This window comes from Flavivirga eckloniae, from assembly GCF_002886045.1.
GTDB classification, from domain to species: domain Bacteria; phylum Bacteroidota; class Bacteroidia; order Flavobacteriales; family Flavobacteriaceae; genus Flavivirga; species Flavivirga eckloniae.
Genome location: NZ_CP025791.1, coordinates 282,885 through 296,535, shown reverse-complemented (window position 1 = coordinate 296,535; position 13,651 = coordinate 282,885). Strand labels below are relative to the sequence as shown.

The 13,651-nt window shown below is 32.7% G+C and carries 14 protein-coding genes; 6 read left to right on the top strand and 8 right to left on the bottom strand.

Annotation, left to right across the window (positions count from 1 at the left end):
* Positions 1–135: 135 nt before the first annotated feature.
* Both C1H87_RS01230 and C1H87_RS01225 read right to left on the bottom strand, forming a co-directional pair.
* On the bottom strand, positions 136–2,442 hold the full coding sequence (locus C1H87_RS01230) for a S9 family peptidase (protein ID WP_102754073.1): 2,307 nt from the start codon (positions 2,440–2,442) through the stop codon (positions 136–138).
* 261 nt (positions 2,443–2,703) lie between these two features.
* On the bottom strand, positions 2,704–4,011 hold the full coding sequence (locus C1H87_RS01225; RefSeq protein ID WP_233783289.1) for a sulfatase-like hydrolase/transferase: 1,308 nt from the start codon (positions 4,009–4,011) through the stop codon (positions 2,704–2,706).
* Between the two features lie 196 nt (positions 4,012–4,207).
* Between C1H87_RS01225 and C1H87_RS01220 the strand changes: the two genes are divergently transcribed.
* The 4 genes from C1H87_RS01220 (at position 4,208) to C1H87_RS01205 (ending at position 8,158) form a co-directional block, all read left to right on the top strand.
* A complete protein-coding gene (locus C1H87_RS01220) occupies positions 4,208–5,761 on the top strand; it encodes a DEAD/DEAH box helicase (protein ID WP_102754072.1) in 1,554 nt (517 codons plus the stop codon).
* 130 nt (positions 5,762–5,891) lie between these two features.
* Complete coding sequence (locus C1H87_RS01215) at positions 5,892–6,344, top strand: cold-shock protein (RefSeq protein WP_102754071.1); 453 nt, start codon at positions 5,892–5,894, stop codon at positions 6,342–6,344.
* 61 nt (positions 6,345–6,405) lie between these two features.
* Complete coding sequence (locus C1H87_RS01210) at positions 6,406–7,320, top strand: EamA family transporter (RefSeq protein WP_102754070.1); 915 nt, start codon at positions 6,406–6,408, stop codon at positions 7,318–7,320.
* 16 nt (positions 7,321–7,336) lie between these two features.
* Complete coding sequence (locus C1H87_RS01205) at positions 7,337–8,158, top strand: DMT family transporter (protein ID WP_102758132.1); 822 nt, start codon at positions 7,337–7,339, stop codon at positions 8,156–8,158.
* 155 nt (positions 8,159–8,313) lie between these two features.
* Here C1H87_RS01205 and C1H87_RS01200 read toward each other — a convergent pair whose 3' ends face one another.
* The 6 genes from C1H87_RS01200 to C1H87_RS01180 form a co-directional block, all read right to left on the bottom strand.
* Entirely contained in the window at positions 8,314–9,045 is a 732-nt protein-coding gene (locus tag C1H87_RS01200; RefSeq protein ID WP_102754069.1) for a GIN domain-containing protein, read from the bottom strand.
* 31 nt (positions 9,046–9,076) lie between these two features.
* Positions 9,077–9,235, bottom strand: coding sequence for a hypothetical protein (locus C1H87_RS23250; protein ID WP_158655085.1), 159 nt, complete (start codon positions 9,233–9,235; stop codon positions 9,077–9,079).
* On the bottom strand, positions 9,225–9,887 hold the full coding sequence (locus tag C1H87_RS01195; RefSeq protein ID WP_102754068.1) for a hypothetical protein: 663 nt from the start codon (positions 9,885–9,887) through the stop codon (positions 9,225–9,227). Before C1H87_RS01195 ends, C1H87_RS23250 begins: the two co-directional genes overlap by 11 nt.
* A gap of 324 nt (positions 9,888–10,211) precedes the next feature.
* Entirely contained in the window at positions 10,212–11,300 is a 1,089-nt protein-coding gene (locus tag C1H87_RS01190; RefSeq protein WP_158655084.1) for a DUF4097 family beta strand repeat-containing protein, read from the bottom strand.
* On the bottom strand, positions 11,278–11,832 hold the full coding sequence (locus C1H87_RS01185) for a hypothetical protein (RefSeq protein WP_158655083.1): 555 nt from the start codon (positions 11,830–11,832) through the stop codon (positions 11,278–11,280). The genes C1H87_RS01190 and C1H87_RS01185 overlap by 23 nt, the downstream gene beginning before the upstream one ends.
* Complete coding sequence (locus C1H87_RS01180) at positions 11,829–12,368, bottom strand: RNA polymerase sigma factor (RefSeq protein WP_233783287.1); 540 nt, start codon at positions 12,366–12,368, stop codon at positions 11,829–11,831. Before C1H87_RS01180 ends, C1H87_RS01185 begins: the two co-directional genes overlap by 4 nt.
* A gap of 171 nt (positions 12,369–12,539) precedes the next feature.
* On the opposite strand from C1H87_RS01180, the gene C1H87_RS01175 reads away from it, so the two are divergent.
* Together C1H87_RS01175 and C1H87_RS01170 are read left to right on the top strand one after the other, a co-directional pair.
* Entirely contained in the window at positions 12,540–13,115 is a 576-nt protein-coding gene (locus C1H87_RS01175) for a TetR/AcrR family transcriptional regulator (protein ID WP_102754065.1), read from the top strand.
* Between the two features lie 67 nt (positions 13,116–13,182).
* On the top strand, positions 13,183–13,641 hold the full coding sequence (locus tag C1H87_RS01170) for a RidA family protein (protein ID WP_102754064.1): 459 nt from the start codon (positions 13,183–13,185) through the stop codon (positions 13,639–13,641).
* The last annotated feature ends 10 nt before the right edge of the window (positions 13,642–13,651 follow it).

Here is a 13,651-nt window from a genome sequence, read left to right as displayed (position 1 = left end):
TGAATAAAAAGGAAATAGTAAAGGTAAAATACGATGTCATTACGAGGAGAGAAGCGACGTGGTAATCTATTCAATTTTAGTTTTGATTAAACAGATTGCCACAGTCGTGTCTCCTTCGCAATGACACTATATTATTTAATCTTTCAATGGTTGCGTAATTTCCTTTTTTAAGTGTTTGGCATAAAAGCCCATCATAGACTTATAAAGGGCAATTCTGTTTTCTTCTTTACCAAATCCGTGACCTTCATCGTATTTAACCATATAAGGTACATCGAAACCTTTAGCCCGTAAGGCACTTACAATTTGGTCGGACTCATCTATATTAACCCTTGGGTCGTTAGCGCCTTGAACTACGAATAGAGGCTTTTTAATTTTGTCTATCTGAAATACTGGAGACACTTCTTCCATAATGACTTTTTCTTCTGCAACATCTTCGTCATACCAAATTTCCTTGATAATTTTTAAATATGGTTTCCAGTATGGTGGAATGGTTTTCATAAAAGAGAATAGATTAGAAACACCAACATAATCCACCCCGCATGCGTATAAATCTGGTGTTTTTGTTAAGCCACGAAGTACAGCATATCCACCGTGACTGCCCCCATAAATGGCTGCATTGTCTTTATCTACCCAGCCTTGATCTACCACATATTGCAAACCATCTTCAACATCGTCCATGGCTTTTCTACCAATTTGCTTAAAGCCAGATTCTAAAAATTCCTTTCCGTAACCTCCCGAAATTCTAAAGTTTACCTGTAATGTGGCGTAACCGCGACTTGCAAATAGTTGCGCTTCTGGGTTAAAGCCCCAAGAGTCTCGTATACCTTGCGGACCTCCATGTGGGTTTACAACAACCGGAACCTTTTTTCCATTAAGAGCTTCTTTAGGGAGTGTAATATAACCATGAATTGTTTTACCATCTCTACTTGTAAAAGTTATAGGGCGCATTTCTGCCATATCTTTTTCAATGAGGTTTGGCATGAGATTATAAAGCAATTTAAATACCTCTGTTTTGGCATCATAGGAATAATAGGTACCGTATAACTTATCGCTTTGTAAAAAAATTAAATATTTACTCTCATCGTCTGTTGCATCTGCTATGGTATAATTATAGCCTGAAAACTTAGTAACTATTTTATCATGTAACTTTTTATAATAGTCACTTACTGGAACAATATGTCTTTTTTCACCTTCATAATGAAAATAGTCTAATTCGTAACCTCTATTTCTAGATAACCCTAATCCAGAAACATCGTAATTCTCATTAGAAAACAGTTTTTTAACGATTTTGTCTTCCTTAAGGTCGTATAAATAAATCTGGGTTTTATCACTGTCTAGATTAGATGTTACGTAAGCATCATGAGGGTTATCGGATGCATAATTGAACGAAGCTATATTAAAGTTGTCTTTCCAGTTTAATTGTTTCTTTAACTCATAGTTTTCACCATCTACATTGTAATACAGGTCAATGTGTACACCATCACGTAGCTTAGCAAACCCACGTAATTTACCGTCTTTATCAAATACATAACTATTAATTGGATTCGCAGCATCTTCATTTTTATATAATTGTTCTAAAGCACCGGTTTCAATATTGATTTTGTAAGGCTCGAATATTTGAGGGTTGTTTTGATTCATAGAAATAATCATATGATCTTTATCCTCCTTAAGAATCTCCAGGATATTAACTTTTACACCTTCGAAAGGTGTTAACTCTTTGGAATTGCTGCCATCTACGTTAACGGCAAATAAATGATAATCTTCGTTACCACCTTTATCCATAACATATACAAGTCGTTCTTCATTAGCCCAACCAAAACCACGAATAAGCTCGTCTTTTTCTTCAATAACTTTCGTAACTTTATTTGTTTCTAGATTTTTTACATATACATGATTTTTGGCATTTTCGTCTTTTTCGCGATATGATAAATAGGTGCCATTAGGCGAAAAACTAAAAGATCTGGCTTTTGGTCTTGCAAAATAATCTTCAACAGAATATTTATAATTTGTAGGATTCCAATTGGCTAATTTTTCCAAGTCTTCGTCAGAAGTTGGTAAAGCCGTGTTACCGGGAAGTGTTTTTACCGTTTTCGATAGCGTAAGCGGGAACTCACCACCACCTTGGTAAAATGTACCTGATAAGGCATTTTCTTTTAAAGTTGCAACATATTTTATACCTGCTTGATTATACTTTATTGTAAGCGTACCATTTTCATAAAGTGTTTTGTCCATGGGGATGCCTGTAGCACCTTGAGAAGGACTATCCATGGTTGATGTATAGCCGTTTTCGTCAGTTTTAATATCAAATAGTAGCGGGACTTCTGTGCCTTGAACAGATAATTTTCCTTTCCAAGAACCAACAATGTCTTGGGCATTTGTTTGAATAGCTGTACACAAGTAAAGCACCAATGCACCGCTTAGTTTTAAAATAGTAGTTTTCATTTGATTGATATAGATTAAAAAATGATTATTCTGATGTGAATTAATTTAAAGTTTGCTTTTTACCATGGCATGTAGGGTAGAGCCTTCTGGCTGTATTCAAGGTAGATAAATAATGATATTAGTGGTGCTTATTCTAAATTGAATTCACATTATTTCAAATAACGAATTACCGCACTACAAGGTACAGATATTTAGTTAGAAGAAAAAGATTAGAGTTTGTTACAGATTTATTGAAAAAAAATAAATTTTCTTACGAAATAGCTAATTTCTAATCTCTGCTAGTTTAGTGGTTAAAGCATCTTTCATAGTATTATCGGTAGCACTTAATGGCAGTTGATTGGCATTTAAGAGGTTTGGTTTTTCTAGAGGATTGTCGCTTAAATTAAATAAAGCTTCGGTGCCATCATTGAAATAAATGTATTTATGCGTTGCATTTCTAATGGTGAAATCTTCACTCTCGGTATATACGTAATCTCTCTTATTAATATTATCTGTGCTGCTAAGTAACGTTTTAAAGCTTTTACTATCATGTATTTCGGTAGTAGATGTACCAGCTATATTGGCTATTGTAGCAAAAAGGTCTGTAGTATTTATTAGCGCATCTTCGGTAACATTCACGCGAGTAACATCTTTTCCGGAAATAATCATGGGGACATTAACACCCCCTTGATATACACTACCTTTAGCTCTTATAGACTGGTGTACTTGAACCACTTGATTTGGAGTACCATTATCTCCTATAAAAATGATAATTGTATTATCTCTTTCTTCTTGAGACATTGTATTAATCAATCTGCCCATTTCGCTATCCAGAGCTTCAAGAGCAGCCATATAATAGGGGAGTGGATTACTATTTATACTTGCTTCATCTGATGGTAAAGCACCTTGCGAGTGTAAATGGTCTGGAGGTAAATGAAATGGTGTATGGGGTGCATTATAGGCCAACCATAAAAACCAAGGGCTTGTTTGTTCGTTAATCCAATTTATCGCCAAATCGGTAAACTTGGATGTTGTGTATTCTGTTGAACTTGTCGTGGTTCCGTTTATTGTTAAGTTCCAGTTCCAATACGATTGCACACTGCCATTTAAAAGCCCTGCAAAATGGTTTATCCCCATCGTATTAGGGTGTGTGGCGTTATTTGATAAGTGCCACTTTCCAATTACTGCATGATTGTATGTGGTGCTGGAATTGGTATCGATATATGTTTGCAAGGCCATTTCGGATGTAGATAGTATATCGCTAGCCGTAAGTACACCTGTTCTAAAGCCATACTTCCCAGTTAAAATGGTAGCCCGCGTAGGGGAACATGTTGGGTTGGCCCATAGGTTTGTAAACTTAATACCAGAATTTGTTAAACTTTCCAGGGTTGGCATATTTGGTTTAATACTTCCAATATTGTATCCCGGAGTAGCATCTAAACCCATATCGTCTGCTATAACCAACAAAATATTTGGAGCAGTGTTTTTGGTGTTATCTGTATCTTTTTCATTAAAATCGATCACTTCTGTTGTATTATCGCAAGCGAAAAATAACAATATAAAAATGCAAAAAAATATATAACGAATCATAGATTGTAAGTTTTTAACTATAAGGTGAAAAGCACTATGTTTTATAGGCTAAGACTAAAAATAAACAAAAAGGTTTAATGCCTTTTAATACATTCATTTTCAATAAAAATAAAAATCATTTATAATTTTCACGTTAAACATTCGTCATAAACCCATTAAAGATGTTATTTTTGCACGTCACAAAATTAATTTAGGAATGTCGATTTCAGTAACAGAGCTAGAAGAAAGGAAAACTGGTAAAGACTTATATAGTTATCAAAAAGGAGCTATAGATAAAATTTTTAAAAGTTTTGAAGAGTCTCCACAAGATTATCATTTGTTGTATCAACTTCCAACTGGAGGTGGTAAAACCGTTATTTTTTCTGAAATTGTTAGACAATACCTTAAACACCATCAGAAAAAGGTATTGGTAATGACTCACCGTATAGAATTGTGTAAGCAAACGTCTCATATGCTTACGGAATTTGGTGTGAATAACAAGGTAGTGGATAGTAAGGCCGATTTAAGCGACCAGGCAGATTATAGCTGTTTTGTTGCTATGGTTGAAACCTTGAATAACAGGTTGAATGATGATAAATTGGACATTTCTGATATTGGTTTGGTTATTATCGATGAGGCGCATTATAATTCATTTACAAAACTTTTTAAGTTTTTTAGCCAATCCTTTATACTTGGCGTAACGGCCACACCTTTAAGTTCTAGTATAGAATTACCAATGACGGATAATTATGATGAACTCATTGTTGGTGAAAGTATTGAATCTTTAATTGAAAACGGCTTTTTGGCACGTGCCGAAATGTTTTCTTATAATGTGGGCTTAACATCGTTAGTAGTAGGTGCTAATGGTGATTATACTGTAAAATCTTCTGAAGATTTATATACAGATAACGATATGCTTAGTAAGCTGTTACAAGCATACGAGGAACGTTCGAAAGGAAAAAAAACATTGATTTTTAATAACGGAATTAACACGTCGTTACATGTTTACGATACGTTTAGAAGAGCAGGATATCCTATTGCACATTTAGATAATACGAATACTAAAAAGGAACGTGCACTTATTTTAAAATGGTTTAAAAATACACCCGATGCTATTTTAACTTCGGTAAGTATTTTAACTACTGGGTTTGATGAGCCAACGGTTGAAAGTATCATTTTAAATAGAGCTACTAAATCATTAACGTTGTACTATCAAATGATAGGTCGTGGTTCACGTATTTTAAAGGATAAAAGTACCTTTAGTGTTATCGATTTAGGAAATAACTTCCATCGTTTCGGACCTTGGGGCGATAATTTAGACTGGCAGCGTATTTTTAAATCGCCTAATTATTATTTAGATTCTATTTTAAGTGATGAGGAATTAGAGAGCAATTTTAGGTATGAAATGCCAGATGAATTGCGCAAGGAATTCGCAAACTCCAAAGATGTTTATTTCGATGTACAAAGAACGTATGTAGAATCTATAAGAAATGGAGAATCTTCTAAAGTTGTTTTGGAGCGTTCTATAGAACACCATGCCAAGATTTGTATTGAAAATAGCGAAGATGTTTATGATGCTCTAGGATTAGCAAAAATGCTTGGTGATGATATCGATTTTAGAATACAACGGTATACCAAGTGTATAAGTAAGAGTACCTATAATTTTGTAGAGTGGCTAAAAGGTGATTATAGAAAAAAGCTAAATTCTTATTTGCGAACAAATTTTGATGATGTTTTTGAAGCCATACACGGTCATCCACCAGAAGATTAATCCCTATTATTTAGAAGTTTATAAACTCTTTTGTTATTTTACTGCTATATAATTATAACAACCTTAAAATAAGGCTTATCTTTGTGCTTTACTATTCTCAACTAAACAAACAAGTACAGTAATATAAACTATGGCAAAGTCTCAAGTAACTTTTAACAAAATTGAAAAAGAAAAAAAACGCTTAAAGAAAAGAGAAGAAAAGCAAAAAAGAAAAGAAGCTCGTAAAGCAGAAGCTAAAGAAAACCCAAAAGGTATTCAGTTTGCTTACGTAGACTTTAATGGCAATTTAACAGATACACCACCAGATCCAGCGCTGCGTGAAAAAGTTCAAGCCGAAAGTATCGAGTTAGGAATTCCTAAAAAAGAAGATAGAGTAGAAGAGGAACCTGTAGCCAAAGAAGGAAAGGTTTCATTTTTCGACAATTCTAAAGGTTTCGGTTTTATCATTGACAGTTCAAATCAAGAGAAATACTTCGTACACGTAAGTGGTTTACTTGAACCTATTGCAGAAAACGACAAGGTAACTTACGAGTTAGAGCGTGGGGCAAAAGGTATGAATGCCGTTCAGGTTAAAAAGATTTAATAGCCTCTAAATTTTCAAGAAAGTATATTTATACTTCGTATTCGTTAAAACTTAAGCATAGATGAGTATATCGCGAAAAACGATTCTTATTATTTTAGCGTTTTTTGCCATTTATGTTATTTGGGGTTCTACATATTTATGCAATAAAATTGCTGTAACCGAATTACCACCATTTTTCGTGGCTGCCATACGTTTTACCTCTGCCGGATTTATCATGTTTATAATTGCTAAGTCTATAAAACTTAGACTATCTATTAACAAAAAGCAATTTATTAATTGTGCCATTGCTGGCTTTTTATTTTTAGTTTACGGTAATGGTGTTTTTATTTGGGCTATGCGATATGTAGACAGTGGTTTTGCTGCTCTAGAAGCTTCTACACAACCACTTTTTGTGTTATTACTAATGAGACTTATAGATGGTAAAAAGATGCAACCTAGATCCTTAATTGGTGTTGCATTGGGTATGATTGGTATGTATCTTTTAGTAAGCCAAAAAGAGCTAATTACAAATGATGAAACATTGTTGGGTATGTTCATGATTCTTACCTGTGTTTTAAGCTGGAGTTATGCCAGCGTTTTTGTTGCTAAGGCAGATTTACCACCAAATTATTTTGTGAGTACGGCATATCAAATGACAATTTCGGGAGCCTTGTTAATAATAATAAGCTTGTTTATAGACGAAAAATGGGTTATGCCTATTAATTGGTCACAAGATGTACAATGGTCTTTACTGTTTTTAATTCTATTTGGGGGTGTTATAGCGTTCACGGCTTTTAATTATTTACTTAAAGTTGTTTCTACAGAGAAGACATCTACTTCGGCTTATGTTAATCCAGTTGTAGCCATTATACTGGGTTGGTATATACTTGATGAAACTGTTACTACACAAACTATTATTGCTGCTTGTATCCTTTTAACTGGCGTCTTTTTTATTACTTCACGCAAAAAAATAAAAACAAGAACTATTGGAAGTTAAACAAGCGATAAAATTTATGCTTATTAGTACATTAGCATTTGCATGTATGAATGCTATTGTTAAACATCTTGTACATATTAATGCCTTCGAAATTGTATTCTTCAGGTCTGTAAGTTCTCTGGTGTTTACTTTTACCTTTTTAATAAAAAACAAGATTCCATTTGGCGGAAACAAGAAAAAACTCTTAGTTATAAGAGGATTGGTAGGGGTGACTTCTATGGCATTTTTCTTTATGTCTACAAAACATTTGCCTATAGGTACTGCTGTTTCATTACGTTATATGGCACCCATTTTTGCTGCTATTTTTGCAGTGTTTTTATTAAGTGAAAAGGTAAAACCTGTACAATGGCTCTTTTTTGCCATGGCCTTTGGCGGTGTGGTGGTTTTAAAAGGTCTAGATACCGAGATTAATACTTATGGTTTGTTGCTTGCATTTATTTCCGCCATTTTTAGCGGGCTGGTATACATTACCATCAGTAAAATAGGTAAGAATGATCATCCGGTGGTAATTGTTAATTATTTCATGATTATTTCAACAATTGTTGGAGGTCTTTTATCTATAAAAGGTTGGGTAACACCTGTAGGACTTGAATGGCTAATGCTTTTTGGCTTAGGGGTTTTTGGTTATTTTGGACAGCTGTTCATGACCAAAGCTTTTCAGGTTGCATCTACAAATCAGGTAGCACCACTTAAATATTTAGAAGTGCTTTACACTGTGTTATTTGGTGTTTTTATTTTTAGTGAAAACTATACATTTTGGAGTTTATTAGGTATTGCATTAATTGTAACAGGATTGATACTTAATATCATTTACAAAGGGAGATCACAAAGAAAATAACAAGCGTAATTTCATTGTTATTTCGGTTAAAACATATTTAAAGCCCTATCTTATTTGTTTTAAATTAAGATAGGGCTACTTAAATTTTGTTTTCTAAATTACAAAGCAAATTAAATTTAATTGGATGGATAATTTCGAAACAAGAAAATGAATTTCTAATCCACTCTAATAACCCTAGAATCAGCTTTTACTATTTGATGAACAATAGTTGCATTACCTTTATAACTTAGCGTACAGCCTGAAACAGCTTCAATATCGATCGTTTTGTTTATCGTAATATGTGTATCACAATCTGAAACCATTTTCATTTTTAAATCTTTAACTTGTAAACCATAACCATAAAGGTTGGAATCTGCAGAAAGGTTTGCATCCAGAATATTTACCGAACCGGTTAAATCTATATTAGAATCTGCCGTAGCCGATAAATATAAATAATCTGCATATATATCGCCAGAAAACTCACTATCTGCACTTATTTTTACTTTCACGTTATCTTCTACTAACAGATCGTCTAAATAAATTTGAGAATCTGCAGTTGCGGTAAAATTATTAATAGACTTTGTGGTAATATATACATTAAGTGTTTCTTCACCTCTAATTACATAATTGTTTTTAAATCGAATAACCAACTTATTATCTCTTTTAGTGGCTACAATATAATTGTGTAAATTATGATTAGCCTCTATTTTGATAGACTCTTCTGTGTTGGAAAATTTAATGCGAGCCGTAAACCCATTAGCTATTTCTACCGATGAGTAATTGGTAATATCAATATCTCGAGTAGTTATGTAGTCGTCTGAATCTACCCGTATAACATCTATAGTACATGATGATAAAGTCATGAATCCAAAAAGGAGCGTCAGGGCTATAAAATTGATTTTTTTCATTTTAATTAATGATATTAATATGATTTTCAAACTATTTATTCATGTTTTTGTTAAGTTCAACAATAGGAATCCATTGAAAGTTTATGGGATACCACTCACTGGATTCTTTATCGATTTTTATAAAAACTTTGTTGTTTTTGGAATGCACATATTGTGAATTCATGCCGTTTGTTTTTTTCTTAATTGTCATTTTTTAATTTCTTTTTGTAGCGATTTCTGCCCATGTTAAACACACCAACTTTTAATCCTATTCCGCCAGAAAATCCATTGATTCTCTTAATATTGTACTCGGGGTCAAAGTCTAATTTACTAGTAAGTCTATATTTTATACCAGCTTCTATTTGTATATATCGGTTTATATTATAAAGTACATTAACGCCAGGTTCGGCAACAAAAAGATGTTCCCAATCGTCATCTTCAAGAACAACCTCTTCTTCAGTATTATCTTCTATTAAGGCTGCAGCACCGCCTCCAATAAGTAATGGAAACGATAGGTTTACTTTAGATTTACTAAATAGTATGGGCTCTAAGTGTAAACCAGCGTAAAACCCTCCTATATCTTTGGAGTTTCCGTCTAATCCAACTCTGTTTAAATCTCCATAAAAACCAACAGCAATAAAACCGACTTCAAATTGCTGATTGGCAACATATGCCACTTTAAAAGCAGAGGAGAAGCTTTCTGCTTTATCAATTTCTCCATAGTTAAGGTTTAAACCCAGGTATACGCCGTGTACCATATTTCTACGGTCGTTAAATTCTATATAATCTTTAGATTCTTGAGCGTTTAAGTTATTTAGAATACTAAACAGTAGTAATAAAAGAATAGTAGTTGAGAGTTTCATTGTAATCCTATTTAAGTTTCTATATGTATAGACATCGTAATTTTTAATTGGTTGCATCTGGAAATAATTTTTTTTAATAATGGTCTATTTTTTTGATGAGATATGTATTCCTTTTTAAAACTATAATGCTTTTTTGTAAATGACTCCTGCCTTGGATAGTACCCAAAACAGGAGTTCTCAAAAAACGCTAACAATAAAAAAAAACAATATCATTAATCGATCTTAATAAGTTTGGATGTTTATAAAAGGAAACATTAATGCTTTTTATGTTCATTGTATTTTGAGCTGTTTTTGTTTAAGCTTTATTTTTTTTGGAAAAGGGGATTATTCTTTTAAAATAATGATACCTTTTTTTCCAGTGAAGGCGAAAACTCCAGAAGTAGATGTTCCGTAGGAACCATTTATTTCACGTATTCTTTTGCCTTTGTCGATAACATTATTTTCAATATTATAAAACGTTTTTGGCAACCTTAATAAACCTTGTTCTAGTGTGGCATTGAAGGTAAAAGATAGTCCGGTAATATCAATATTGATATCTGATGATTCCTGATCTATTGTAACAAAGGCATTGGGGGTTTCTATGTTGGCAACACGTAGCTCGGCAACTTTCAAGTTAAGGCTTATCTTTTCCTTAACATGTTCTATTTGGACGTTTGAAAAGTTTAGTTCCCCTTGAATCTTTTCAACATTTTGAATTATTATTTCATCTTTGCTGGAAATAAGTTCTAGATCTGTAACATTATCGATTTCAATTTTAGTACCACTAGTTCTCATTAATAGGACTTTAGACGATTTAATGTCTATATCACCATTCTTTAAATTAATGGTTCCGTAAGTAATCGATCTGCCTCGTAGTTTACCAAATCTCATATCTATTCTTGCATTGGTAATAGCATCGTTAAGCCATAAATCGCCGTGTTCTACATTGGCTTTTAATTTTCCAGTCCAATTTTCGATAATAACATCCCCAAACTTATTTGTGATATCAATTTCCGCATTTATAGGCAAATAAATGGTATAGTTTATTTCAACATTACTTTTATCAAATTCAAAAGGATTTACTTTATTAAAGTATTTGGAAAAGAGGCTAGGGTTCTTTTCAGAAATTTCAGAAGTAATGCTTATATAGTCACTTGCCTTTTTAATATTAGCCGTAATACGATCAAGAAGCTCCTTTGCATTGTCTCTTTTTTTATTGTTGGTACTAATATCTATTTTTATAGAAATTTCGTTTTTGTCCCAACCGTTTAGGTTAACATTGCCATATTTGTTTTCTAAATGCAACTCCCCAGCATTTGTCATTTTGTGTGTTTCTTCAATAGTTTTTGTTAGAACTTCTTGCGAAAACATTGAAAAACTTAATAGCAATAAAATGATTGGGGCTATTTTTTTATAAAATGTATACATCATCATTGTCCAATTTTTTAGAGCGATTAATTTGCTTTAATAAGTTCTCTATTAATTCAATTCGTTTTTTGTAATTAATTACAATAGCTTCTAAAACCCTTTCGTTATCTACATTTTTTTGTAGTTCCAGTTTTAGCAATTCATACTCAACATCCAGTTCGTCCATAAAAGATAAAAACTCTTTTTTCTCATCAACGGATAATTGCGTACTCTTGTTAACAAGTCTAACTTGATAAGCTACCAGACCTTTGTAGTGGGAATCAATATCATTTAGTTCTTGCATAGCTAAGCTGTTTTGGCTGTTCTCGTTAACTCTGTTAACCATTACCGTATTAATTAAAGAAAACACCCCTAAGGCAATAACTACGGTGGCAGCTGCTTTAAACACGAAGGAATTCCATAATTTAATGGTCTTGGTTTTAGTTTCCGGTTTATTTAATCCGGATTCAATGTTCGCCCAAAGCTTACTTTTGTCGGCTTTGTGTACATCAAAGAGCGTTTTGTTCTCTTTTATATATTTTTCGAAATCATCCATCATAATGTCTTTATAATTTCTATTAGTTTTTTCTTTGCTCTATGGTATTGCGATTTAGAAGTAGAGGGGGTTATCCCCAATATGTCCGAAATCTCATTATGATCGTAACCTTCAATTAAATACAAGGTTATAATTTGTTGGTAACCCGTTGGCAACAATCCAATTCCCTTAGTTATTTTTTTTATGTCCAGTTCTTGCGGAACATCTATTGTTTCCTCTTTAATATGGTACATTTGGTTTTCTATGGGTACAATCGGTATTTTTTTCTTTTTTAGTTGATTAATACTTTTATTAATTACAATTCGTTTTAACCAAGAGCCGAATGTGCTTTCATATCTAAACGACGATAAATTATTAAAGGCTTCAATAAAGCTATCTTGTACAACATCCTCGGCGTCTTCTTTTATATGCATCATGCGCATGCTAACATTATACATACCATCAACATATAGCTCATACAGTTTGTATTGCGCATTTCTGTCACCTAACTTGCTTTTTTCTACAAGTGGTTTATGAGTATATAAAATATTGGTTTCCAATTATCTTGTTAGCTCTGGTTTGCCTTAAAAATATTTTTATTTTTCTAAGTTACTATTATAGACAACAAAATTAATAAAGGGTTGCATTTAGGTATAAAAAAAGTTTTTTTATAAAAAGAAATTGTTGTTTTAAAAAAAGCTTACTTTTGTAGACGACTGGTCTAATATATAATGAAAAAGGATACTGTTAATAATATTTTAGCAATAGGGGCAGAGCTAGTATTAAAGAAAGGATACAACAATGTAGGTATTCAAGAGGTCTTGGATGCAGCTAATATCCCTAAAGGATCGTTTTATTACTATTTTAAAAGTAAAGAAGATTTCGGATTGCAATTAATCAATTACTATTCTAATAACTCTTCCTGCAATTTAGATAGTTATTTAAAGAATCCCGATCTTAACCCTAAAGAACGGATCGTTACTTTTTTCGAAAATATGAGAGACTACTATGTAAAAAATGAATTTAAGGAAGGGTGTTTGTTGGCAAATTGTAGTTTAGAATTATCCGATCAATCAGAGAAACTAAGAGCAGGCATTGATTTAGGGTGGAAACTTTGGGATATAAGTTTTGAAGAATGTATAGCTGAAGGACAGAAAAGCGGCGTTATTAAAAAAAATAAAAACCCTGAAAGTATGGCTAGTTTTGTTATTTCTGGTTGGGAAGGTGCCGTTTTAAGAATGAAATCGTGTAAATCGAGTAAACCTATAGATGTTTATATTGAATTTCTTAAAGAAATAATTTTATAATTTTTTTGCTCATTACTAGTCGACCGGTCTATTATAAATTACTGAACCTTAAATGTTAATATAAATAATGACTATAAAAGAGAAATTAAAAACCTTAAATCTTGAACTTCCAAAGGTATCTACGCCTGGAGGTTCGTATGTATCTGTAAATGTAAGAGGTAGCATTGTATATGTAGCGATCCAGTTTCCAATTATAAACGGAGAACTACATTATAAAGGTAGATTGGGAGCCGAATTAACCACAGAAGACGGTTATAAAGCCATGCAAATGTGTGCCCTAAACGTTATAGCTCAAATAGATGAGAAAATTGGGTTTAATAATATTGAAGGCCTAAACCATTTCGATGCGTATTATCAATCTTATGGCGATTGGAATGAAGCTCCAGATGTAGTAAATGGCGCTTCAGATTTATTTCTAAGCCTATTAGGCGATAAAGGAACACATTCCAGAGCCATATTTGGCGTAGAAAAACTTTACGGTAACTTAAGTGTAGGCTTAACCTGCACATTCACTATTAATAAATAATTTAATAAAA

What these genes read in the sequence shown, in the direction of transcription:
- C1H87_RS01230 (WP_102754073.1), bottom strand. Translation starts at nt 2,442, where the DNA reads ATGAAAACTACTATTTTAAAACTAAGCGGTGCATTGGTGCTTTACTTG.
- C1H87_RS01225 (WP_233783289.1), bottom strand. Translation starts at nt 4,011, where the DNA reads ATGATTCGTTATATATTTTTTTGCATTTTTATATTGTTATTTTTCGCT.
- C1H87_RS01220 (WP_102754072.1), top strand. Translation starts at nt 4,208, where the DNA reads ATGTCGATTTCAGTAACAGAGCTAGAAGAAAGGAAAACTGGTAAAGAC.
- C1H87_RS01215 (WP_102754071.1), top strand. Translation starts at nt 5,892, where the DNA reads ATGGCAAAGTCTCAAGTAACTTTTAACAAAATTGAAAAAGAAAAAAAA.
- C1H87_RS01210 (WP_102754070.1), top strand. Translation starts at nt 6,406, where the DNA reads ATGAGTATATCGCGAAAAACGATTCTTATTATTTTAGCGTTTTTTGCC.
- C1H87_RS01205 (WP_102758132.1), top strand. Translation starts at nt 7,337, where the DNA reads ATGCTTATTAGTACATTAGCATTTGCATGTATGAATGCTATTGTTAAA.
- C1H87_RS01200 (WP_102754069.1), bottom strand. Translation starts at nt 9,045, where the DNA reads ATGAAAAAAATCAATTTTATAGCCCTGACGCTCCTTTTTGGATTCATG.
- C1H87_RS23250 (WP_158655085.1), bottom strand. Translation starts at nt 9,235, where the DNA reads ATGACAATTAAGAAAAAAACAAACGGCATGAATTCACAATATGTGCAT.
- C1H87_RS01195 (WP_102754068.1), bottom strand. Translation starts at nt 9,887, where the DNA reads ATGAAACTCTCAACTACTATTCTTTTATTACTACTGTTTAGTATTCTA.
- C1H87_RS01190 (WP_158655084.1), bottom strand. Translation starts at nt 11,300, where the DNA reads ATGATGATGTATACATTTTATAAAAAAATAGCCCCAATCATTTTATTG.
- C1H87_RS01185 (WP_158655083.1), bottom strand. Translation starts at nt 11,832, where the DNA reads ATGATGGATGATTTCGAAAAATATATAAAAGAGAACAAAACGCTCTTT.
- C1H87_RS01175 (WP_102754065.1), top strand. Translation starts at nt 12,540, where the DNA reads ATGAAAAAGGATACTGTTAATAATATTTTAGCAATAGGGGCAGAGCTA.
- C1H87_RS01170 (WP_102754064.1), top strand. Translation starts at nt 13,183, where the DNA reads ATGACTATAAAAGAGAAATTAAAAACCTTAAATCTTGAACTTCCAAAG.